This is a genomic window from Streptomyces sp. NPDC048473, from assembly GCF_043200155.1.
Classification (GTDB): Bacteria; Actinomycetota; Actinomycetes; order Streptomycetales; family Streptomycetaceae; genus Streptomyces.
In genome coordinates, this window is the sequence record NZ_JBICXE010000024.1 from 91,586 (window position 1) to 111,292 (window position 19,707).

The 19,707-nt window shown below is 68.6% G+C and carries 17 protein-coding genes, 1 tRNA gene and 1 pseudogene; 12 read left to right on the forward strand and 7 right to left on the reverse strand.

Translation table 11 applies throughout. The features are described from left to right. Positions 1 to 41: 41 nt before the first annotated feature. Positions 42 to 688: pseudogene (locus ACGFU7_RS31020) on the forward strand (lipase); the annotation flags it as partial. 708 nt (positions 689 to 1,396) lie between these two features. Here the strand turns inward: ACGFU7_RS31020 and ACGFU7_RS31025 are convergent. Together ACGFU7_RS31025 and ACGFU7_RS31030 are read right to left on the reverse strand one after the other, a co-directional pair. Beyond that, the gene (locus ACGFU7_RS31025; protein ID WP_393700161.1) at positions 1,397 to 3,238 is read right to left on the reverse strand and encodes a hypothetical protein; all 1,842 of its coding nucleotides are present in this window, start codon (positions 3,236 to 3,238) and stop codon (positions 1,397 to 1,399) included. A 207-nt stretch (positions 3,239 to 3,445) separates the two neighbouring features. After that, positions 3,446 to 4,342, reverse strand: a complete 897-nt coding sequence (locus tag ACGFU7_RS31030; RefSeq protein ID WP_393700163.1) for a LysR family transcriptional regulator — start codon at positions 4,340 to 4,342, stop codon at positions 3,446 to 3,448. A gap of 209 nt (positions 4,343 to 4,551) precedes the next feature. Here ACGFU7_RS31030 and ACGFU7_RS31035 point away from each other — a divergent pair, with 209 nt between their 5' ends. The 5 genes from ACGFU7_RS31035 (at position 4,552) to ACGFU7_RS31055 (ending at position 9,581) form a co-directional block, all read left to right on the forward strand. Next, positions 4,552 to 5,430, forward strand: coding sequence for a carbon-nitrogen hydrolase family protein (locus ACGFU7_RS31035; RefSeq protein WP_383977327.1), 879 nt, complete (start codon positions 4,552 to 4,554; stop codon positions 5,428 to 5,430). Continuing rightward, on the forward strand, positions 5,427 to 6,797 hold the full coding sequence (locus tag ACGFU7_RS31040) for an APC family permease (protein ID WP_393700165.1): 1,371 nt from the start codon (positions 5,427 to 5,429) through the stop codon (positions 6,795 to 6,797). Before ACGFU7_RS31035 ends, ACGFU7_RS31040 begins: the two co-directional genes overlap by 4 nt. 96 nt (positions 6,798 to 6,893) lie before the next feature. Then, entirely contained in the window at positions 6,894 to 7,559 is a 666-nt protein-coding gene (locus ACGFU7_RS31045; protein ID WP_393700167.1) for an ATP-binding protein, read from the forward strand. A 23-nt stretch (positions 7,560 to 7,582) separates the two neighbouring features. Next, positions 7,583 to 7,822, forward strand: a complete 240-nt coding sequence (locus ACGFU7_RS31050) for a hypothetical protein (RefSeq protein ID WP_393700168.1) — start codon at positions 7,583 to 7,585, stop codon at positions 7,820 to 7,822. 886 nt (positions 7,823 to 8,708) lie between these two features. After that, on the forward strand, positions 8,709 to 9,581 hold the full coding sequence (locus tag ACGFU7_RS31055) for a hypothetical protein (RefSeq protein WP_393700170.1): 873 nt from the start codon (positions 8,709 to 8,711) through the stop codon (positions 9,579 to 9,581). Positions 9,582 to 9,704: 123 nt separating this feature from the next. Here ACGFU7_RS31055 and ACGFU7_RS31060 read toward each other — a convergent pair. Next, a tRNA-Pro gene (locus ACGFU7_RS31060) sits at positions 9,705 to 9,778 on the reverse strand. A 101-nt stretch (positions 9,779 to 9,879) separates the two neighbouring features. Next, positions 9,880 to 10,818, reverse strand: a complete 939-nt coding sequence (locus ACGFU7_RS31065) for a metallophosphoesterase (RefSeq protein ID WP_393700172.1) — start codon at positions 10,816 to 10,818, stop codon at positions 9,880 to 9,882. A gap of 79 nt (positions 10,819 to 10,897) precedes the next feature. On the opposite strand from ACGFU7_RS31065, the gene ACGFU7_RS31070 reads away from it, so the two are divergent. Beyond that, on the forward strand, positions 10,898 to 11,362 hold the full coding sequence (locus ACGFU7_RS31070) for a GatB/YqeY domain-containing protein (RefSeq protein ID WP_327274430.1): 465 nt from the start codon (positions 10,898 to 10,900) through the stop codon (positions 11,360 to 11,362). A gap of 107 nt (positions 11,363 to 11,469) precedes the next feature. On the opposite strand, the gene ACGFU7_RS31075 is transcribed toward ACGFU7_RS31070, so the two are convergent. After that, entirely contained in the window at positions 11,470 to 13,713 is a 2,244-nt protein-coding gene (locus ACGFU7_RS31075; protein ID WP_393700174.1) for a transglycosylase domain-containing protein, read from the reverse strand. Positions 13,714 to 14,099: 386 nt separating this feature from the next. On the opposite strand from ACGFU7_RS31075, the gene ACGFU7_RS31080 reads away from it, so the two are divergent. Beyond that, complete coding sequence (locus ACGFU7_RS31080; RefSeq protein WP_176740522.1) at positions 14,100 to 14,450, forward strand: WhiB family transcriptional regulator; 351 nt, start codon at positions 14,100 to 14,102, stop codon at positions 14,448 to 14,450. 13 nt (positions 14,451 to 14,463) lie between these two features. Here the strand turns inward: ACGFU7_RS31080 and ACGFU7_RS31085 are convergent, their stop codons facing one another. Both ACGFU7_RS31085 and ACGFU7_RS31090 read right to left on the reverse strand, forming a co-directional pair. Further along, positions 14,464 to 15,897, reverse strand: a complete 1,434-nt coding sequence (locus tag ACGFU7_RS31085) for an ArsA family ATPase (protein ID WP_393700176.1) — start codon at positions 15,895 to 15,897, stop codon at positions 14,464 to 14,466. Continuing rightward, the gene (locus ACGFU7_RS31090; RefSeq protein ID WP_393700178.1) at positions 15,894 to 16,892 is read right to left on the reverse strand and encodes an ArsA family ATPase; all 999 of its coding nucleotides are present in this window, start codon (positions 16,890 to 16,892) and stop codon (positions 15,894 to 15,896) included. The genes ACGFU7_RS31085 and ACGFU7_RS31090 overlap by 4 nt, the downstream gene beginning before the upstream one ends. 71 nt (positions 16,893 to 16,963) lie before the next feature. On the opposite strand from ACGFU7_RS31090, the gene ACGFU7_RS31095 reads away from it, so the two are divergent. The 4 genes from ACGFU7_RS31095 to ACGFU7_RS31110 all read left to right on the forward strand — a co-directional run bounded on the left by ACGFU7_RS31095 (position 16,964) and on the right by ACGFU7_RS31110 (position 19,624). Next, entirely contained in the window at positions 16,964 to 17,122 is a 159-nt protein-coding gene (locus ACGFU7_RS31095; protein WP_003967454.1) for a DUF4177 domain-containing protein, read from the forward strand. Next, a complete protein-coding gene (locus ACGFU7_RS31100; RefSeq protein ID WP_393700179.1) occupies positions 17,122 to 17,592 on the forward strand; it encodes a RidA family protein in 471 nt (156 codons plus the stop codon). The genes ACGFU7_RS31095 and ACGFU7_RS31100 overlap by 1 nt, the downstream gene beginning before the upstream one ends. 278 nt (positions 17,593 to 17,870) lie before the next feature. After that, positions 17,871 to 18,797 carry an NUDIX hydrolase gene (locus ACGFU7_RS31105; protein ID WP_393700180.1) on the forward strand — a complete coding sequence of 309 codons (927 nt, stop codon included), beginning with the start codon at positions 17,871 to 17,873 and terminating at the stop codon, positions 18,795 to 18,797. Then, positions 18,794 to 19,624: an MBL fold metallo-hydrolase gene (locus ACGFU7_RS31110; protein WP_393700181.1), complete on the forward strand. Its 831-nt coding sequence runs from the start codon at positions 18,794 to 18,796 to the stop codon at positions 19,622 to 19,624. The genes ACGFU7_RS31105 and ACGFU7_RS31110 overlap by 4 nt, the downstream gene beginning before the upstream one ends. Positions 19,625 to 19,707 lie beyond the last annotated feature (83 nt).

The following is a 19,707-nucleotide window of genomic DNA, read 5'->3' on the forward strand; positions in this document are numbered from 1 at the left end:
GCCCTGAAGGGCACAGCCCGTCACCCCGTAAGTAAGCCGACGTGACCGACTGGATCACCACGCCTGTCGAACCGGGCATCCTGCGCGGCGCCCTCGATGCGGAACGCACCGCACACCGCGTACTGCCGCACCGGCTGCCCGCCTGGGCGCACAAGCAGTTCCCCGATGAAAACCTGGCCATGACCGAGGCCAAGCCCTCCGGTGTGCGGCCGGCTTCCGTACCCGGGCCACCGCCGTCGAGCTGGACGTGCTCCCCACGAAGACGGTCTACAAGGGCGCCCCGCCCCTTCCCGGCGGCGTGTACGACCTGCTCGTCGACGGCCGTCTCACCGGCCGGTCCACCGCGTCCGGCGGCAACGTCCTCACCATCGACATGGCCACCCCGTCCGCGGTCACCAGTCCCGGCCCGACCGGCACCGTCCGGTTCACCGAACTGCCTGCCGGGGTGAAGGACATCGAGATCTGGCTGCCGTACAACGAGATCACCGAGCTGATCGCCCTGCGCACCGACGCCCCGGTCGAGGCCGCGCCGGACCGTGGCCGCAGGGTGTGGCTGCACCACGGCAGCTCGATCAGCCACGGCTCCAATGCGGAGAGCCCGACTGCCATCTGGCCGGCACTGGCCACCGCCCGGGGCGGCGTGGAGCTGATCAACCTGGGTCTGGGCGGCAACGCCCTGCTCGACCCACGGCAACACCTGGCCTGCCGTGGCCGCGCCATGACCGAGGCCGAAACGGCGCACCGGCCTGCTTGACACTCGGCCGTTGGCGAACGCGGCAACCGGCTTCGCGACGGCATGCGTAGCGCTGCCTCCAAACGCCCCACTTCGCAGTCGACCGCAGGCTGTCCTCGGGGAGACCCCGACCAAGGTCTTCTCCCGGATCTCTCCCAAATGATCTCCGGAAACCACTCAGGGGCCTGATCCACTAAGTGGATCAGGCCCCTGACCTGGTATTTCAGCTGTCGGGGTGGCGGGATTTGAACCCACGACCTCTTCGTCCCGAATGAGGTTCGGTCAAGATCGACACCTGCCGGTTCGCTGTTTGCCCAGATCGGTGCGTTGGGCTGGGTGGGTCTCGCGCTGTCCCGGATGGCCTGGGGGAGCGAGTCGGCTCCCAGATGGCTCCCCGTCCGGGTGCTCCTGGTGTGTTCGTGCTGGGCCCGTAGGGCTGCAGTGAGTCGGGCTACAGCTCGTTCTTGGCGCCGATCTCGGCGATCCCGCGGTCGCGGCGCCGCCTCTCGGGCGGATGCCTGCTGGCTCGGTACCGTCCTCGGCACGGGTTCGAATGACGCACCCGGGCACGCTCCTGCCCATCGGTTGTAGTACCCGACGGGCAGGAGCGTGAATACACGCAGGAGGCTGAACTGTCCGCCCCTAGGGTGCGTTCGATGGGGTCTATCTCGTAGTAGCTGCCGCGCTGGGCATGGGCGCCAGCTTGTTGGCTTCGGCGACGGCGGCGTTCCAGCTGAACTCGTTGTTGTCGCTGAAGTAGTAGTAGGTGGCGCCGTTCGGCATCATCGCGACGGTGATGCCGCCGTATCCCGACATGAAGGGTACGTAGAAGGGGCTGGTGTAGGCGGGGTTATCGGCGGAGGTGAACTCTCGGCCCCAGAAGCCGTTCTGGTACTTCATGGGCTTGGTGCCGGTGGTGGTCATGCCCCGGTTCTCCGGTGTGTGTTGCATGGTGGCCGCGAGCAGTGCCGGGTCGAGTATCTGCTCGCCGTTGACGGTGCCGTGGTCGTTGTTGAGGAATTTCGCGAACTTGGCGATGGAGTCCTGCGTCCAGAACATGCCGTAGCCGCCGAAGGGGGCTCCGCCGGGGCTGTTGTCGGTGCGGGAGGAGACGAGGGAGTCGGGCCCGATGCCGATGGGTTGGAGCACGTCGTCGCGGAGCATGTCGAAGATGTCGGCGTCCGAACCGGTCTTCTCCTGCAGGTAGTTGTTCATCGCTTGGGCGGCGAGGAAAGTGTCGGAGGTGTGGTAGACCCACTTGCTGCCGGGGCTGGCCCGACGCGGGAAGGACAGAGCGGGTCGCATCTTGTCGGCGTAGGGCTCGGCTGCGAAGAAGTTCGCCATGGTTCTCCCCGATTCGTCCCTCTCGTAGCCGGGCGAGGTGTAGTTCCCGGTGGCCATGTCGAGGGTGTGGTCGAGGGTGACGCCGCTCCAGGCAGCGTTGCCGGCGGTCTCAGGGATTCGGTCGGAGAGCTTCTCCTGGGCCACGGCCGGACCGTAGCGCTGCGCCAGACGCAGCATGGCTGTTCCCGCGAACGCCGACTTCGCGGTCGAGTACGAAGGCAGAAGCATCTGGCCGCAGAACGGGTACTCCCCTTGCCTGGTGCGACAGTTGCCCACGTAGTGGACTCCGTGGAAGTTGACGCCGAAGGTGCTCAGCGCGGACGGCGTGATGCCGGAGCCGAACTTCGTCACGTCCACGCCACTGTCCGGGTAGTCGGTGGCCAGCGCCGAGATGGGCTTGGTCGGGAGCCGGTCCTTGACCTCGGAGGCATATGCGTCGCGCAGGTTCTCGGCGCCGTCGACGGGGCCGGGCCGGTAGTCGGCCGGTACCTGGCCCCACATGTCGAACTGGAAGTACTCGCAGGTCTCCGCGGTGATCTGGTAGCGGACTTCGGAGACCGATGTGTCGTCGAAGAGGAATGTCAGGGTGCCGTTGTGCACGCAGTTGGCGTTGCGCTCGACGAGCGCGAACGGCAGGGAGGCGCGGGTGCGTTGGCCGTCACCGTCCTCGTTCCACGCGCGGCCGGGTCCCACCGCCAGGTTCCACGCCTGGTTCCCCGTGTACTGCAACCCGCGCTTCGCCGGGACGAGGTGGCTGCCGTTCTGCACGAGCGCGATGTCGACCGGTGGCAGGTGCCGGGTCGCCGCTGTGTCTGCGTATCCGTTCGGGTCTTTCAGTGCGCGGAATCCGCCGGCGGTGGAAAGGCCGTTGAGGGTGAGGGTGCCTTCGAAGCTGTGGGTGGGAGGCGCCGCTTGCGCCGGCAGGGCGAAAGCGCTGTCGGAGACGGTGTCCTCGGCGCTGCCTCCGGTGAGTTGGCCGGCGGTGAGTTCGGTCCGGTTCACCGCGCCGCTTCCGGTGAGCGGATCACCCGGTACGGGTGCGGTTGCGGCGGTTGCGGCGGGTGCCGCCATCGTCGGTGGCGGGACGGCGAACAGCCCCGCGAGCACGGCGGCGACGGTAGCGGCACGGCGTAGCCGTCGGGTGGGGAACGGTCTCGGCATGGTCCGATGTCCTCTCGGGTTGGCAGCTGATGCGGGATACCGCCGCATGGTGGGTCGCACCGGGGCCGCCGTCCAATGCCTGTCCGGTCTGGTCAGGCTGCCTGGCAGGCATACCTCCAGCTCTCCTTGGCCTGTCGGCCGTCGGGTCGGCGTGCGCTCACGCCTCGCGTCGTGGTGAGGGCCGTGGTCCGTAGTCGTCGCTGCAGTTCATAGGCGGGCGGCGACCTGTGGCCCGTACCGCTCGACACAAAAACGTGACAACCCGGCCGCGAATGCCTCGATGCTGCGCAGCGCATAGTGCCCGGCGTCCCACGCCGCGTGCAGGTGGATCTGCAGCGGTTCGCCCGTGTTGTCGAGGATCAGCAGCGGGTGCAGGTCGAAGCGGGGATCGTCGGAGACCACCGCGACACCATGGCCCGAGGCCGCCATGGCCTGTGCGACGTGCGGGGTGTCGCATTCGAGCACGATGTCGTACGAGGCGTCCGCATCCTGCACGGCATGGTCCAGGATGCGGCGGGTGCCGTGCGCCGGGGTGAGGACGATGAGGGGCTCCGCGGCAAGTTCCCTGATGGTGACGCGGTCCCGGTCCGCCCAGGCATGGTCGGCACGGACGTAGGCCCACAGCGGCAGGTGGGCCACCGGGAGCCCGGCGAAACGGCGCCTCGAAGGTGCCGAGGAGATGGCTACATCGGCGCCCCTCGCAAGGGCCTGGTACGCATGTGCCGGACTCTCCGCCTGCACGGTGACGAGCGGATCCTCCGGCCCCCAGGTGGCCAGGAACGGCGCGATCACGTCGGTGATGGTGGTGGGCGGCGCCGCCACGGTGATCCGCATGGCACAACCGGCAGCCAGCGCACCGACTGCGGCCTCGGCGGTGTCCGCGCGGGCGACCAGGTCGCGGGCCAGGGGAAGGAAGCGCTGGCCGGCCGCCGTCAGGACCATCTGCTTACCGCCGCGGTCGAAGAGTGTCATCCCCACGGTCCCTTCCAGGCCGCGCAGTTGGCGCGACAGCGAGGGCTGGGCGACGCGGACCGCTTCGGCAGCCTTGGTGACGGAACCGGTCTCCACGATGGTCAGGAAGTAGCGCAGCACTCGGAGTTCCATGGCGGTGGTCCTTCGGGAGACGGAGGAGGCATGACACCGTCATGCCTCAAAGGCATGTTAACAAACCCTTACAAGTATTTGAAGCTATGGCCGACTGGCTGCATTCTTGTCCCACCCTCGGCCCCGCCGTCCGGAATCTCTGGCCGTCGGCGCCCGAATCTCCGTCGACTTCTCCTCGTACAACAATCCTTCGATTGGCTGGTTCCCGCATGGCCCGCCCCCTGCCCCTGATCCTCGCCCAGGCGCCCGGCCGCCCGGCCGACGACCTCACAGGCTTTGCCGCCGACGTGGAGCGGCGCGTGAAACTGCGCGCACCCGGCGCCCTCGTCGTCTACCCCGAACTGCACCTCGGCGAGAGCGCCCCCGGCGTCCCGGCCGCCCCGGAGGAGGAGGCCGAGCCGCTCGACGGCAAACGTGATGCGGCCTTCGCCGAGCTGGCGGGGGATCTGGGTATCTGGCTGGTGCCCGGCAGCGTCTACGAGCGAGGCACCGGCGACCGTGTCCACAACACGACACCGGTCTATTCACCACAGGGTGAGCGCCTCGCCGCGTACCGCAAGATCTGCCCGTGGCGCCCGTACGAGACGACCACACCCGGCAACCGGTTCGAGGTCGTCGACCTCGCCGGGGTCGGCCGCATCGGACTGTCCATCTGCTACGACACCTGGTTCCCGGAGATCTCCCGCCATCTGGCCTGGATGGGCGCAGAGCTGATCGTCAACGTGGTCCGCACGTCGACGAGCGACCGCGCGCAGGAAGTAGTCCTCAACCGCGCCAACGCCATCACCAATCAGGTCTTCGTCGCCAGCGTCAATTCCGCTGCCCCATCAGGGACCGGCCGCAGCCTCGTCATCGATCCACAGGGCACGGTGCGCGCCGAAACCGTCGACGCCGGCGACTCCACCCTCACCGACGTGATCGACCTCGACGAGGTCAGCAACGTCCGCCGCTACGGCACCGCCGGTCTCAACCGGATCTGGGACCAGTTCCGCCCCGGCGACCCAGCCCTCGAACTCCCGCTGTACGGGGGCCGCATCGACCCCGCCACCTGGAACCCCGCCCACACCACCGAGGAGCCACCACGATGACCAGCGAGACCACTGGGAACACCATGAGACTGAAGGGCGACCTGAGCCTCTTCTCCGTCGTCCTGTTCGGCCTGGCCTACATCTCCCCTGGCATCGTCGTCACGATGTTCGGCGTGGTCGCCGCCACCAGCGGCGGCGCGGCCCCGACCGCGTTCGCCATCGCCACCCTCGCGATGCTGCTCACCGGGCTGAGTTACGCGAAGATGGCGCGCGCCGTGCCCGGCGCGGGGTCGGTCTACACCTACGCCCGCAAGATGCTCGACAGCCGCATCGGTTTCCTGTCCGGCTGGGCGATGCTGCTCGACTACTTCTTCATCCCGATGGTCGGCTGGCTGATCACGGCGATCTACTTCAACGCCCAGTTCCCCGAGATACCCAAGTGGGTCTGGCTGATTGTCTCGGTGGGCATCACCACCGCCATCAACGTCTTCGGCATGAAGCTCGCGGACCGCGTCAACAAGGTCCTGATGTTCATCGCTCTGGGGTCGCTGGTCCTCTTCGCCACCCTATGTGTCGTCTTCCTCGGCAAGCACGGCTCCTCCGCCCCCGCCACGGACGCCCTGTGGAACTCCGGCACTTCGATCGGCGCGGTCACGGCGGCCGCCGCCATCGCCGCGTACTCCTTCCTCGGCTTCGACGCCGTCTCCACGCTGGGCGAAGAGGCCAGGGGCGGGGCGAGGACGATCGGCCGCGGCATCATCGGCTGCGTCATCGCCGCCGGAGCGATCTTCATCGTGCTGTCCTTCGTGATGCAACTGGTCCACCCCGGCGCGAAGTTCGCCGACGTCGACGCGGCCGCCTACCACCTGAAGGTCCAGGTCGGTGGCGAGACGTACGCCGAGATCATCAACTTCGTCACCATCGCCGGATCCATCGCCTCCTGTATCGCCCTGCAAGCCTCCGCCGCCCGCCTCATGTACGTCATGGGACGCGACGGCGCACTGCCCAAGGCCGTCTTCGGCAACCTGTCGAAGAAGACCGGCACGCCCGTCCTGAACCTGCTGCTGACCGCGGCCGCCGGTGTCATCGCCATGAAACTCGACCTGACCACAGCCACCTCATTCATCAACTTCGGCGCCTTCCTCGGCTTCACCCTGGTGAACATCTGCGTGATCGCCCACCTGGTCCGAGAGCGCAGACACGGCCGCACTCCCAACCTCTTCTCGTACCTGGTGATGCCGGTCATCGGCGCCGGCGTTTCCCTCTACCTGCTCACGAAGCTCGATGACGTCGCACTCCAGATCGGCGGCGTCTGGCTGGCGATCGGCGTCGTCTACCTGGCCGTCCTGACCAAGGGCTTCCGCCGACCCGCACCGGAGATGACCTTCGACGACGACACCGAGGCCACGGACGCAGTCACCGCGTAACTCCCCTCCCGATGCGAGGAGACGAGGGTGCCCCCGACAACCGCTGAACTGGTACATGACCGGAGCCTCGGAGACCTGCTGATCCACCGTGATGTGGTGCTCGACGGACTCGATGCCCCGCAGCGCGCCGCCCGTACCGTCCTGGCCGACGTCCTGGACGGCAAGGCGGAGGATCACCTCTTCGACGCCATGCTGGTGGCCAGCGAGCTCATCGCCAACGCCATCCAGCACAGCAGCGGTGCGGTCCTCATAAGGGTTGAGGTCTACGAGTTCGGTGCGGCGTTGGGCGTCGTTGACCGCGGGGCCGACATCACTGCCGTCCCTGTCCGACCTTCGAACTCATCTGTTGACGAAGGGACGGTGGCTGCAAGCGGGCGCGGCCTGTTCATCGTGGACAGCCTCGCCAGTGCCTGGTCGGTCGAGGAGACCGAGAACGGAAAGATCGTGCGCTCGGCACGCACCGCGTCCACTGCCTTGATGGACGCGACGCTGACAGCCGCCTTCCACTCCCGCTGCCTACGCTCCTTCTCCTCCGCTTCCCGACGACGGCGCTCTTCCTCCTGCCGCTCCCGCTCCTTGCGCAGTCGCTGCTGTTCCGCTTCCCGCTCTTCCCGCAGCCGTCGCTGCTCAGCCTCCCGCTCCAGCCGAGCCCGCTCCTGCTCTTCAGCACGTGCCTTGAGCGCTCGGAAAACCGAACCGATCTGGTCCTCCAGCGGCTTCTTGGCGGTGTCGGCCCAGTCCTTCTTCCAGCCGGAGGCGTAGCTGTAGCCCGAGTGCTGGCTGAAATGCAGCTCCAGCTCGCCGGACGGCTCGAACCGGTGCGGCGGAGTGACCCGCTGCCAGTCGTAGGTACGCCGGCCCGGCTGCTTGGGCACGTACCGCACCTGCTTCTCCCGCTCGCGGAAGCTGATCTCGTACGCCCTGCCGTGGATGGTGAGCAGGGGTCTCGGCTGCCTGCGCTTCTTGGACACCGCGATCTCGCCATGGAGGACGAGGGCCTGCTCGGCGAGGAGCCGGAGCAGTGAGAGCACCCGGGGAAGGACCTCCTCCGAGACCTCAAAGGCGCTGTGGTCCGCGGTCACCGCGGCGATCACGTCGTCAACGTCGGTGATCACACGGCTGCGCGCCAGGCGGATCCGGTTCCACTCGGTGTCGTCCTCGCCGGTCACCCTGAGCAGGCCGAGGAAGAAGTCACCCTTCGCCCGCCCGCTGTACTTCAGGTGGTATCCCTCAGGAGCACACTGCCGCGCCGCGTCGAATGCTCTCCGGTAGCGGGCCCGCTCCTCGTCGCTCGGGTCCGGGACGCGGAGGAAGCGCCCAGCCTTCTGCACCTCTGCGATCAAGGTCGTGCCGACTTTCGCCGGTGACTGCCGTGGCGGCTTCACGGGCGGCTGCGGGGCTGGCTTCTTCTCGTCTGGCGGCGCGGCCTGTTGCCGAGGGGGAAGGGGAGTCAGTGACTTCGCCTGAGCTGGCGCCGACCGCTGCTTCTGCGGAGCCCGCTCCGGCCGGTCCGGGTGATGACCGTGCTTCAGATAGAAGCGCCCCGCATCAGTGATCTCCGCCCGCCACTTCCCACCGTGCCTCGGCATGGTGATCAGACCACGGCCTCTGAGAGCGCGGGCGGTGACGGCGAGCTCGGGGCTGTCCGCCGTGACGGGGTCGGACCCGTCTCCGATGCGGGTGAGCAGGGTCAGCTGGCGATCGTTGAGACGCGACCAACGGTGCATGGTCATGGTCGTACCGGTCTGCCGATCCGTGCACAAGCGGAATAGTGATTCGGCTGGAAATCATCGCATTGTCCGACCCTGAGTCGGGGAGACATCTGCGGTCGTCACTGTCGGTAGAGGGAGAGTTGCATGGCGTGGTCAACTCGAAGTGATACGCACAGCACTTGAGGATCCGGCCACGGGATTGAGTGCGCTGTACGTGACCCTGGACCAGAGTCGCCAGAAGGTCCTGGAGTCTGTGGCACAGGGCACGCTCGGGCTGCGTGAGGAGAACCGCGAGCTTCGTCGGCGCCAGGAGCGGATGATCACCGATTTGGCCGACACCCGAAGCAGCCTGGAGGCCCTGAGCCAGCGCATGGAGCAGAACACCAAGGCGCCCCCTGAGGCGCGGGCGCCGGATCTCCCGGCGCCAGTCGTCGTCGCCGATCCGGTGGAGCAGCCGGCTGCCATCGAAGACCCGCACGGGGCGGAAGCGTCGGCGGCACCGTCCAAAGCCATCGAACCTGTCGAGAGGAACGAAGCCCGGGTGGATCCGCTTGAAGAAGTCCGCACCGCTCACGGCCAAGCCCGCGCCGCAGGGGAGATCGCCGCGCCACCCGAGTCTCCCGCCAAGAGTCCTCGCGAAGATACTTCTGCGGCAGGCCAAGAGGACGACAGGGCTCACCTGGGGCGACTGCTGTCCGCGGCGTCCATCGCCTCCGCACAGCTGGTCTGCCATCGCGAGACGTGGGACTTCATTGCCGAGCAGACCAGCGGCCGCCCCCACTTCCGCCTTCCGGAGCAGGTCGATGACGTGGACGACGGGCGCATCCAGACATCACTATCGGGCAGGTCCCTGCTCGCCCTGCTCACCACCATGTGGCAGGTGATTCGTGACCACGAGACGAGCGCCGCGTCCGGGAAGGACCAGGACCCGGCGACCTGGGCCCTGGCCGCGGCCGTCTACCGCAGGACTGCCCTCGCGGTGGACCAGGTGACGCACGAGGCGGAGAAGGAGAACGGCCCCGCCGTCATCGTCCTCGACGACCGGAGCAGGCGTACGGCCGCCACTTCCTGAGCGGCCCCCTGCGGGGAGCCGCTCAGGAAGTCGGCTCCCAAACGGCTCCCAAAAGAGCCCTGGAAACCACTCAGGGGCCTGATCCACTAAGTGGATCAGGCCCCTGACCTGGTATTTCAGCTGTCGGGGTGGCGGGATTTGAACCCACGACCTCTTCGTCCCGAACGAAGCGCGCTGCCAAGCTGCGCTACACCCCGATCGCCACCGATGTCCCGGCGACATCGATTACTTTAGCCCACCCGCGCCCGCAGACGAAATCCGGTTTATGTGCCGCTGAGGGCGAGGGGGCCGTGGGTGCTCAGTCCCGGGGCGTCAGGGTCAGCAGGGTCGCCTCGGGCGGGCAGGCGAAGCGGACCGGGGTGTAGCGGTTGGTGCCGCAGCCTGCGGAGACGTGGAGGTAGGCGCGGTGGTTCTCGACGGAGTGGGTGGAGAGGCCCTTGACCCGGTCCGTGTCCAGGTCGCAGTTGGTGACCAGGGCCCCGTAGAAGGGGATGCAGAGCTGGCCGCCGTGGGTGTGACCGGCCAGGATCAGGGGGTAACCCTCCGCGGTGAAGGCGTCCAGGGAGCGCAGATAGGGGGCGTGGACCACGCCGATCGAGAGGTCGGCGCCCGTCTCGGGGCCGCCCGCCACCTCCGCGTAGCGGTCGCGCTTGATGTGCGGGTCGTCCAGGCCGGTGAAGGCGATCTCCAGGCCGTCGGTCTTGAGGCGGCCGCGGGTGTTGGACAGGCCCAGCCAGCCCGCCTCGTCGAAGGCGTCGCGCATCGGCTCCCACGGGTTGTGGACGACGCCGACCGCGGGGGTGTTCCCGTTGAGGCCGTGCCTGCCCTGGGCCTTCTCGAAGAGGTAGCGGGCAGGGTTGCGGAGCTTGGGGCCGTAGTAGTCGTTGGAGCCGAAGACGTACACACCCGGGAACTGCATCAGCGGACCGAGCGCGTCCAGCAGCTCGGGCACGGCCTCGGGGTCCGAGAGGTTGTCGCCGGTGTTCACGACGAAGTCCGGGCGCAGGCCGGCCAGCGACTGCAGCCAGGTGCGCTTCTTGCGCTGGCCGCTCACCATGTGGATGTCGGAGACCTGGAGTACGCGCAACGGACGTGCCCCGTGCGGGAGTACGGGGATGGTGACCCGTCGCAGGCGGAACGAGCGGGCCTCGAACCCGGCGGCGTAGGCGAGGCCGACAGCGCCGACCGCTGCGCCGACTGCCGTGACTTTCAGGGGTACTCCGTAGCGTGCGCGCATGTGCCCATCGTCGCAGACACGGTGCGGGGTCAAGAAAACCGGCGGGCGGTGGGCGCCCCGTACCTGCCACAATCGGCACATGACCACGCTCAAGTCCAAGCTCAAGGAAGACCTCACCACGGCCATGAAGGCGCGTGACGAGCTGACCTCGTCCACGCTCCGGCTGACCCTCACCGCCATCACGAAGGAGGAGGTCAGCGGCAAGACGGCGCGCGAACTCTCCGACGACGAGGTGCAGAAGGTGATCGCCAAGGAGGCGAAGAAGCGCCGCGAGGCGGCCGAGGCCTTCGCCCAGGGCGGCCGGACCGAGCAGGCCGAGCGCGAGAAGGCCGAGGGCGAACTGCTCGACGCGTACCTGCCGAAGCAGCTGAGCGATGACGAGCTGGGCGCGATCGTGGCGTCCGCCGTCGAGGAGGCGAAGGCCGCCGGGGCCGAGGGGCCGCGGGCGATGGGCGCCGTCATGAAGATCGTGAACCCGAAGGTCGCGGGGCTCGCGGACGGCGGCCGGGTGGCCGCCGCGGTGAAGAAGCTCCTGGCGGGCTGAGGCCGCGCGACGTACGGACAGGAATGTACGAAGTGGGGCGCCCCGGATCGGGATCGATCCGGGGCGCCCCACCTTCATGTGCGTGAACCGTGCGTGAACCGTACGGGTCAGGGCCCCTGCGTACCGCCGTTGGTCTGGCCGCCGCGGCCGCCGGTGTTCCCGCCGATCAGGTCCGGCGGGATGCTGATGCCGGGGAACGGATTCTTCTTGCCGGGCTTCTTGCCGGGCTTCTTGCCTCCGGGGCCCGGCCTGGCGTTGTCCTCGTCCTCGTCGCCGTGCTCCGGCGGGTCCGGGATGTTGACGGTGTTGAAGGCGGGGGCGGGCACGCCGTTGAGGGCGCCCGTCATCGCGTCACGCCATATCGGTCCGGGGACCTGCCCGCCGTACACCTTGTCCTGGTACACGCCACCGATGGTGATGCGCTCCATCTCGACGCTCTGGGACGGGCTGCCGACCCAGACCGCGCCGGACATGTTCGGCGTGTAGCCGACGAACCAGGCGTTCTTACGGGCGTCGGTCGTACCGGTCTTGCCCGCGTTGTCGCGGCTCTGGAGGCCGGCCTCCTGACCGGTACCGGAGTCGACCACGCCGCGCAGCAGGGTGTTGACGGTGTCCGCCGTCGTCTGTGACATCGCCTGCGAGCAGGTGGTCTTCGGCACGGGGAGCGAGGTGCCGTCCGCCGTGTTGACCGACTCGATGGCGATCGGCGTGCAGTACGTACCGCGGTTGGCGAAGGCGGCGTAAGCACTGGCCATCGTCAGCGGCGACAGGCCGTTGGAACCGAGGGTCAGCGTCGACGGGTTCTGCGGCAGCTTGGTGCCGTCGCCCTGCACCACACCCAGTTTGTCGGTCATCTTCGATACCGGACACATGCCGATGTCCTGGAGCATCTGCACGAAGTAGGTGTTGACGGACTTCTCCATCGCCACCTTCAGCGGGTACGGCCCCTTCTCGGACTCGTTCTCGTTCTCCAGGTGATACTTCGGCACGCCGTCGTTGACCCAGGGCTTCCCGCAGGACCGCACCGTGTCCGGGTAGTCCATCTCGTACGGGGCCGGGTAGGTCTGCGTGGCCGGCTTGCCGCCCTCTATGGCCGCAGCGGCGAGGAACGGCTTGAACGTCGAACCGGTCGGGAAGCCGTAGTTCGAGCCGCCCATGCTCTTGTTGACCGAGTAGTTGTACTGAGTCTCGTTGGACCCGAAGCCGTACGGCTTGGACTGGCCCATTCCCATGATCTTGCCGGTGCCCGGCTGGACCAGCGTCACGGCCGTCGCGACCTTGTCCGACTTGTAGACGTGGTTCTTGATCGAGCTCTGCACCGACTGCTGGGACTGCGGGTCGAGCGTCGTCCGGATCGTCAGACCGCCCTGGTTCCAGATCTTGGCCCGGTCCTCCTTGGTCTTGCCGAAGACCGGGTCGGAGAGGAAGACGTGACGTACGTAGTCACAGAAGAAGCCGGCACCGCTGACGGCCGTGATGCAGCCGTTCTTCGGCTCCTTGACCTTCAGCTTGATCGGGTTCGCCTTCGCCTTGTCGGCCTCGGCCTGCGAGACGTCACCGACGTCGGCCATGCGCTGGAGCACGGTGTTGCGGCGCTTGGTCGCCTCTGCTGTGTCGTTGACCGGGTCGTAGCGGCTCGGCGACTGCACGATGCCGGCCAGCAGCGCGGCCTCCTCCAGCGTCAGGTCCTTTGCCGACTTGGAGAAGTAGCGCTGGGAGGCGGCCTCGACGCCGTACGCCTGCTGCCCGAAGAAGGTGATGTTCAGGTAGTTCGTCAGGATCCGCTTCTTGCCGAGCTTCTCCTCGACCTGGATCGCGTACTTCAGCTCCTGGATCTTGCGGCCCATGGTCTGCTGAGTGGCCTCCGCGACCTTGTCCGGGTCGTCGCCGGCCTCCTCCACGAAGACGTTCTTCACATACTGCTGCGTGAGCGTCGAAGCTCCCTGCGCGGTCCCGCCCGTCTGCACATTGCGGTTCAGCGCGCGCAGGATGCCCTTGAGGTCGATCGCCCCGTGCTCGTAGAAGCGGGCGTCCTCGATCGCCACGATCGCCTTCTGCATGTACGGCGAGATGTCCTTCAGCTCGACCACCTTGCGGTCGCGCGAATACACCGAGGCGATCATTCCGCCTTTGTTGTCCAGGATCGTGGTGCGCTGGCTCAGCGGCGGAGTCCGGAGATTGGCCGGGATCTCGTCGAATCCCTCGACCGTCCCCTTGGTGGCAAGACCCAGTGCTCCGGCGGCCGGCAGCGCGATGCCCGCGAGCACAACTCCGGAAAGTGCGGCGACACCGAGGAACTTGGCGGCCTGCTGGGTCGTCGAGAGACCCCCGCCCGAGCGCTTCTTTGGCATGGGGGCAGCCTACGTTCTCATTCGCCGGACACACGTATATGCCTTGGCCTAAGCTGCACTCAACTGTCACAGCAGTCCCGTTGCGTATCAACCCCCGTGCACGATCCGGCCACGAGTTCAGGCACTCCCGAATTCGCCTCCTGTGTCATCGAACGTCCGTTGTGATCCAGGTGAAATGCCCCGATTCTGCCGGGATGGTCAGTTATGTCCTCACCTCACTCCCCTGGGTGATCTGCCGCATACGCATAGTCCGTTCGGGCCATTCAAGATTGGGCCCGAAGGGGGTGTTGTGCTGTCGCTGCCTTCCGTAACGTCCTCAACTGGCAGCGGTGAATATGCCGCTACCGCCGTGGGGGAGCCTCGATTCGGGAGAGGACGGCGCCGTGATGGGCTGGGTAACCGACTGGAGTGCGCAGGCAGCCTGCCGCACTACCGATCCGGATGAACTGTTCGTACAAGGGGCAGCGCAGAACAGGGCCAAGGCGGTGTGCACCGGATGCCCGGTGCGGACCGAGTGCCTGGCCGATGCGCTGGACAATCGCGTCGAATTCGGCGTGTGGGGCGGAATGACGGAGCGGGAGCGCCGCGCACTGCTGCGCAGGCGCCCGACCGTCACGTCCTGGCGCCGGCTGCTGGAGACCGCGCGCAGCGAGTACGAGCAGTCCACGGGCATCCTGCCCGTGGCGATCGGGCTGGACGACGACGAACTGCACGAGAGGTACGCCGCGGTGGGGTAGACCGGACGGACGGCTACGCAGCTCCGGCCGGGGCGGAACCGGTCGCGAGCCGGTCCCCGATGGCCCGAAGCCCTGCGAGGTCATGTACGTCACCGGGCAGTGCGGCCACTTGGGTCACGGCGACCTCGGGGTGCAGCGCGGTGAAGCGGTCGCGTGTGCGCTGTTCGCGCGCGACCACCTGCATCCGTTCCGCGTGCAGTCGCAACAGACCTGCGGTCAGCTGCTCGACGGAAGCGGCCTCGGTCACGGTCCTCGTTCCGGTTGCGGCTTCGGGATCCGGTTCGCGGTCTTCGATGTCCTCGCGCTCGGAAAGATCGGGATCGGTTACGGCTGCGGTTACGGCTTCGGCTTCGGGAGAGGCGACCGACCAATCGTCCGGGTCACGAAGTCCAGCCTTCCCGGCCGTCTGATCCACAATGCCGACCCCGTCAAGATTTTCTGCGGCCGCCAGTGCGCGCTCGGCGGAGAGCCGGGCGGCGTCGCTGCCGTGGACACGGTTGAGCACCAGGCCGGCCAGCGGCATCTCCTCCGCGGCCAGCCGTTCCACGAAGTACGCCGCCTCGCGCAGTGCGTCCCGCTCCGGTGTCGCGACGACGAGGAACGCCGTACCGGGCGCCTGCAGCAGTTTGTACGTGGCGTCGGCCCGGGTGCGGAAGCCGCCGAACATGGTGTCCATCGCCGCCACAAAGGTCTGTACGTCGCGCAGGAACTGACCGCCGAGCAGCTTGCCGAGGGTGCCGGTCATCATCGACATGCCCACATTGAGGAACTTCATCCCGGCCCGGCCGCCCATCTTCGCCGGGGCCATCAGCAGCTTGATGAACTTTCCGTCCAGGAACGAACCGAGCCGCTTCGGTGCGTCCAGGAAGTCCAGCGCGGAGCGCGACGGCGGGGTGTCGACGATGATCAGGTCCCACTCGTTGCGCGCCCGCAGCTGCCCGAGCTTCTCCATCGCCATGTACTCCTGCGTGCCCGCGAAACCGGCCGACAGGGACTGGTAGAAGGGGTTCTCCAGGATCGCGCGGGCCCGCTCGCCGTCCGCGTGCGCCTCGACGATCTCGTCGAAGGTCCGCTTCATGTCGAGCATCATGGCGTGCAGTTCCCCGGCACTCTCGCCGTCGATGCCCGATACCCGGCGGGGGATGTTGTCCAGCGAGTCGATGCCCATGGACTGGGCGAGCCTGCGCGCCGGGTCGATGGTGAGGACGACGACCTTACGGCCGCGCTCGGCCGCCCGTACGCCCAGCGCCGCGGCGGTCGTGGTCTTGCCGACCCCGCCCGAACCGCAGCACACGACGATCCGGATGCCGGGGTCGTCGAGCAGCGCGTCGGTGTCCAGCGCGGGGGCGGGGGCGGGGGCGGGTGCGGTGGCCGTGGCGGTGGCCCTGCCCGCGGCCGAGTCCGTGGCCGTGTCTGTCGCCGCGTCCGCGTCCGTGCCCTGTGTCATGTACCCACCCCTTGTCCCGCCCCTTCGCCCACCCCGTCACCCACGCCCTGCTTGCGGAGCTCGGTCGCCAGGTCGTAGAGCCCGGCCGGGTCCATACCCTCGCCGATCAGCGGGAGTTCGTACCCCGGCAGTTCCAGGCCCGCGAGCACCGCACGCTGCTCGCGCTCCAGCTCGACCCGCTGGGCGTGCTCGGCGGCCTGCTCGACCAGGGGGCGTACGAGCCCCGCGGAGCCGGTCACGCCCGCCCGGGTCAGCGCCTTGGCGATCTCCTTGCGGCGGCCGCCCGCCGCGGTGCGCAGCGCGTCCTCGTCCACCAGATGCGGTCGCACCATGTTCACGATGACCCGGCCGACCGGCAGTTCGGCGGCCCGCAGCTCCGCGATGCCGTCCGCGGTCTCCTGGACCGGCATCTCCTCAAGCAGAGTCACCAGATGGACAGCTGTTTCCGGGGACTTCAGCACCCGCATCACGGCCTGCGCCTGATTGTGTATCGGGCCGATCCTGGCCAGCCCCGCCACCTCGTCGTTCACATTGAGGAATCGGGTGATGCGCCCGGTGGGCGGGGCGTCCATGATCACGTAGTCGTAGACGTACCGGTTCTGCTTGTCCTTGCGGCGTACGGCTTCGCAGGCCTTGCCGGTCAGCAGCACGTCCCGTACACCGGGCGCGATCGTGGTGGCGAAGTCGATCGCGCCGAGCTTCTTGAGCGCCCGGCCCGCGCCGCCGAGCTTGTAGAACATCTGGAGGTAGTCGAGAAGGGCGCGTTCGGCGTCGATCGCGAGGGCGTACACCTCGCCGCCGCCCGGCGCGACGGCGATCTTGCGCTCCTCGTAGGGAAGGGACTCCGTCTCGAAGAGCTGGGCGATGCCCTGCCTGCCCTCGACCTCCACGAGGAGGGTGCGCCTGCCCTCGGTCGCGAGGGCGAGCGCGAGGGCGGCGGCGACCGTGGTCTTACCGGTACCACCCTTGCCGCTGACGACCTGGAACCTGCTCACGTATTCGAGCCTAACCAGTCGGGCCACGGGCTACGCACGAGGCTGCGCGTGCCAGGCATTACAGTCGGGCCATGACCAAGTGGGAATACGCGACCGTGCCCCTTCTCGTGCACGCGACCAAGCAGATTCTGGACACCTGGGGCGAGGACGGCTGGGAGCTGGTCCAGGTCGTTCCCGGCCCGAACAACCCCGAGCAGCTCGTGGCCTACCTGAAGCGGGAGAAGGCGTAATGGCGGGCGCCGTCGAGGCGAAGCTCGCCGAGCTCGGGCTGACGCTGCCGGGCGTCGTGCCGCCGCTGGCCTCGTACCAGCCGGCCGTGCAGTCGGGGGTGTACGTCTACACCTCCGGCCAGCTGCCGATGGTGGACGGCAAGCTCGCGGTCACCGGCAAGGTCGGTGGGGAGGTCACGCCCGACGAGGCCAAGGAACTGGCGAAGACCTGCGCGCTCAACGCGCTGGCCGCCGTGAAGTCCGTCGCGGGCGACCTGGACCGGATCGCGCGTGTCGTGAAGGTCGTGGGCTTCGTCGCCTCGGCATCCGACTTCACCGGGCAGCCCGCCGTGATCAACGGCGCCAGCGAGCTGCTGGGCGCGGTCCTCGGTGACAAGGGCGTGCACGCGCGCAGCGCGGTGGGCGTCGCGGTGCTGCCGCTGGACGCGCCGGTGGAGGTCGAGGTCCAGGTCGAGCTGGTCGGGGCCTGAGCCTGAGCCGTAGGTCTGCTGCGGGCGGTCTGCCGGGCCCGAGCCGTGCGTCCGCTGCCGTTCGTCGGCGGTCGCTGCCGCGGGGCCGCTGCGGTCCGTCAGGACCTGAGCCGTACGTCCGCCGTGGCCTTCGACGGCCGCTGCCGTCCACCCGCAGTCCGCTGCCTGATCTCTGATCCCGTCCGGTCGTGATGACCGGGCGGGATCATGTGTGTACGGGGCATGTACGGATCAACGTGCCTCTCGAACATCGTCGCGGTTCCGGATAGCCTCCGGCCATGTCCAATGGTCAGTGGTACCCACCGGAATGGCCCGACCGGATCCGGGCACTCGCCGCAGGCGAGCTGACGGCCGCGACCCCGAAGCGGGCCGCCACCGTGATGCTGCTCCGGGATCCTGCCGCTGACACCGAGGGCGGCCCCGCCGTCCACATGCTGCGCCGTCGCGCTTCCATGGCCTTTGCCGGCGGGGCGTACGCCTATCCGGGTGGCGGAGTCGACCCGCGCGACGACGACCGGCCCGTCGGCTGGGCCGGACCCGCGCTGGAGAGCTGGGCCGAGCGGCTCGGCGTCGATACACCGGCCGAGGCGCAGGCCATCGTCTGCGCGGCGGTCCGTGAGACGTACGAGGAGGCGGGCGTTCTCCTCGCCGGTCCGACCGCCGACGCGGTCGTCAGCGACACCACCGGCGCCGACTGGGAGGCCGACCGCGAGGCACTGGTCGCCCGGGAGCTGTCCTTCGCGGAGTTCCTGGACCGGCGCGGTCTGGTGCTCCGCTCCGACCTGCTGGGCGCCTGGGCGCGCTGGATCACCCCCGCGTTCGAACCGCGCCGCTACGACACCTGGTTCTTCGTCGCCGCGCTCCCCGAGGGCCAGCGCACCCGCAACGCCTCCACGGAGGCCGACCGCACGGTGTGGATCGGGCCCGGCGAGGCCGCCGACGGATACGACAGGGGCGAGCTGCTGATGATGCCGCCGACCGTGTCGACGCTGCGGGCGCTGAGGCCGTACGGGACAGCCGCCGAGGCCCTGAAGGCGGCGGATTCCCAGGACCTCACCCCCGTACTGGCACAGGCACGGCTGGAGGGTGACGAGTTGGTGCTGAGCTGGCCTGGACACGACGAGTTCACCAAGCACATCCCGAGCGGGCCGGGCGGTGCCAGTGGTGCGGAGGGTGCTGGTGGTTCGGGGGGTGAAGCCGCATGAGCGACGCGGCCGCGCTGCCCGGGCAGCCACGCGGCGGGGTGCTGTCCGGCCCCGCCACCGCCCGTACCGTCAACGTCCTCGCCCCCAACGCCTCGCCGATGACGCTGGACGGCACCAACACCTGGATCGTCGCCGAGCCCGACTCCGACCTCGCGGTCGTCATCGACCCGGGCCCGCTGGACGACACACATCTGCGGGCCGTCATCGACACCGCCGAGCGGGCGGGCCGCCGGATCGCGCTCACCCTGCTCACCCACGGGCACCCGGACCACGCGGAGGGCGCGGCGCGCTTCGCCGAGCTGACCCGTACGAACGTGCGCGCCCTGGACCCGGCGCTGCGCCTCGGCGACGAGGGCCTGACCACGGGCGATGTGATCACCGTCGGGGGCCTGGAGCTGCACGTCGTGCCGACCCCCGGGCACACCGCGGACTCGCTCTCCTTCCATCTGCCCGCCGACCGGGCGGTGCTGACGGGGGACACGATCCTCGGACGCGGCACCACGGTCGTCGCGCATCCGGACGGGCGGCTCGGCGACTACCTCGACTCGCTGCGGAGGCTGCGCTCGCTGACCGTCGACGACGGCGTGCACACGGTGCTGCCGGGGCACGGACCGGTGCTGGAGGACGCGCAGGGCGCGGTCGAGTTCTACCTCGCGCACCGCGCGCACCGGCTGGCCCAGGTGGAGACGGCGGTCGAGGCCGGGCACCGGACGGCGTCGGAGGTGGTGGCGCAGGTGTACGCGGACGTGGACCGGTCCCTGTGGCCCGCGGCGGAACTCTCGGTGCTGGCGCAGCTGGAGTACCTGAGCGAGCACGGGCTGATCTAGGACAGAACGGATACGCGCAAGGCCCCGCCGTGCGGCAGGGCCTTGCGTACAGAGGCGGCGTCCGGTTGCCGGCCGACCGGATG

Excerpts from the sequence above, each read along its gene's own strand:
- ACGFU7_RS31025 (WP_393700161.1), bottom strand. The coding sequence starts at position 3,238 with ATGCCGAGACCGTTCCCCACCCGACGGCTACGCCGTGCCGCTACCGTC.
- ACGFU7_RS31030 (WP_393700163.1), bottom strand. The coding sequence starts at position 4,342 with ATGGAACTCCGAGTGCTGCGCTACTTCCTGACCATCGTGGAGACCGGT.
- ACGFU7_RS31035 (WP_383977327.1), top strand. The coding sequence starts at position 4,552 with ATGGCCCGCCCCCTGCCCCTGATCCTCGCCCAGGCGCCCGGCCGCCCG.
- ACGFU7_RS31040 (WP_393700165.1), top strand. The coding sequence starts at position 5,427 with ATGACCAGCGAGACCACTGGGAACACCATGAGACTGAAGGGCGACCTG.
- ACGFU7_RS31050 (WP_393700168.1), top strand. The coding sequence starts at position 7,583 with ATGCAGCTCCAGCTCGCCGGACGGCTCGAACCGGTGCGGCGGAGTGAC.
- ACGFU7_RS31065 (WP_393700172.1), bottom strand. The coding sequence starts at position 10,818 with ATGCGCGCACGCTACGGAGTACCCCTGAAAGTCACGGCAGTCGGCGCA.
- ACGFU7_RS31070 (WP_327274430.1), top strand. The coding sequence starts at position 10,898 with ATGACCACGCTCAAGTCCAAGCTCAAGGAAGACCTCACCACGGCCATG.
- ACGFU7_RS31075 (WP_393700174.1), bottom strand. The coding sequence starts at position 13,713 with ATGCCAAAGAAGCGCTCGGGCGGGGGTCTCTCGACGACCCAGCAGGCC.
- ACGFU7_RS31080 (WP_176740522.1), top strand. The coding sequence starts at position 14,100 with ATGGGCTGGGTAACCGACTGGAGTGCGCAGGCAGCCTGCCGCACTACC.
- ACGFU7_RS31085 (WP_393700176.1), bottom strand. The coding sequence starts at position 15,897 with ATGACACAGGGCACGGACGCGGACGCGGCGACAGACACGGCCACGGAC.
- ACGFU7_RS31095 (WP_003967454.1), top strand. The coding sequence starts at position 16,964 with ATGACCAAGTGGGAATACGCGACCGTGCCCCTTCTCGTGCACGCGACC.
- ACGFU7_RS31100 (WP_393700179.1), top strand. The coding sequence starts at position 17,122 with ATGGCGGGCGCCGTCGAGGCGAAGCTCGCCGAGCTCGGGCTGACGCTG.
- ACGFU7_RS31105 (WP_393700180.1), top strand. The coding sequence starts at position 17,871 with ATGTCCAATGGTCAGTGGTACCCACCGGAATGGCCCGACCGGATCCGG.
- ACGFU7_RS31110 (WP_393700181.1), top strand. The coding sequence starts at position 18,794 with ATGAGCGACGCGGCCGCGCTGCCCGGGCAGCCACGCGGCGGGGTGCTG.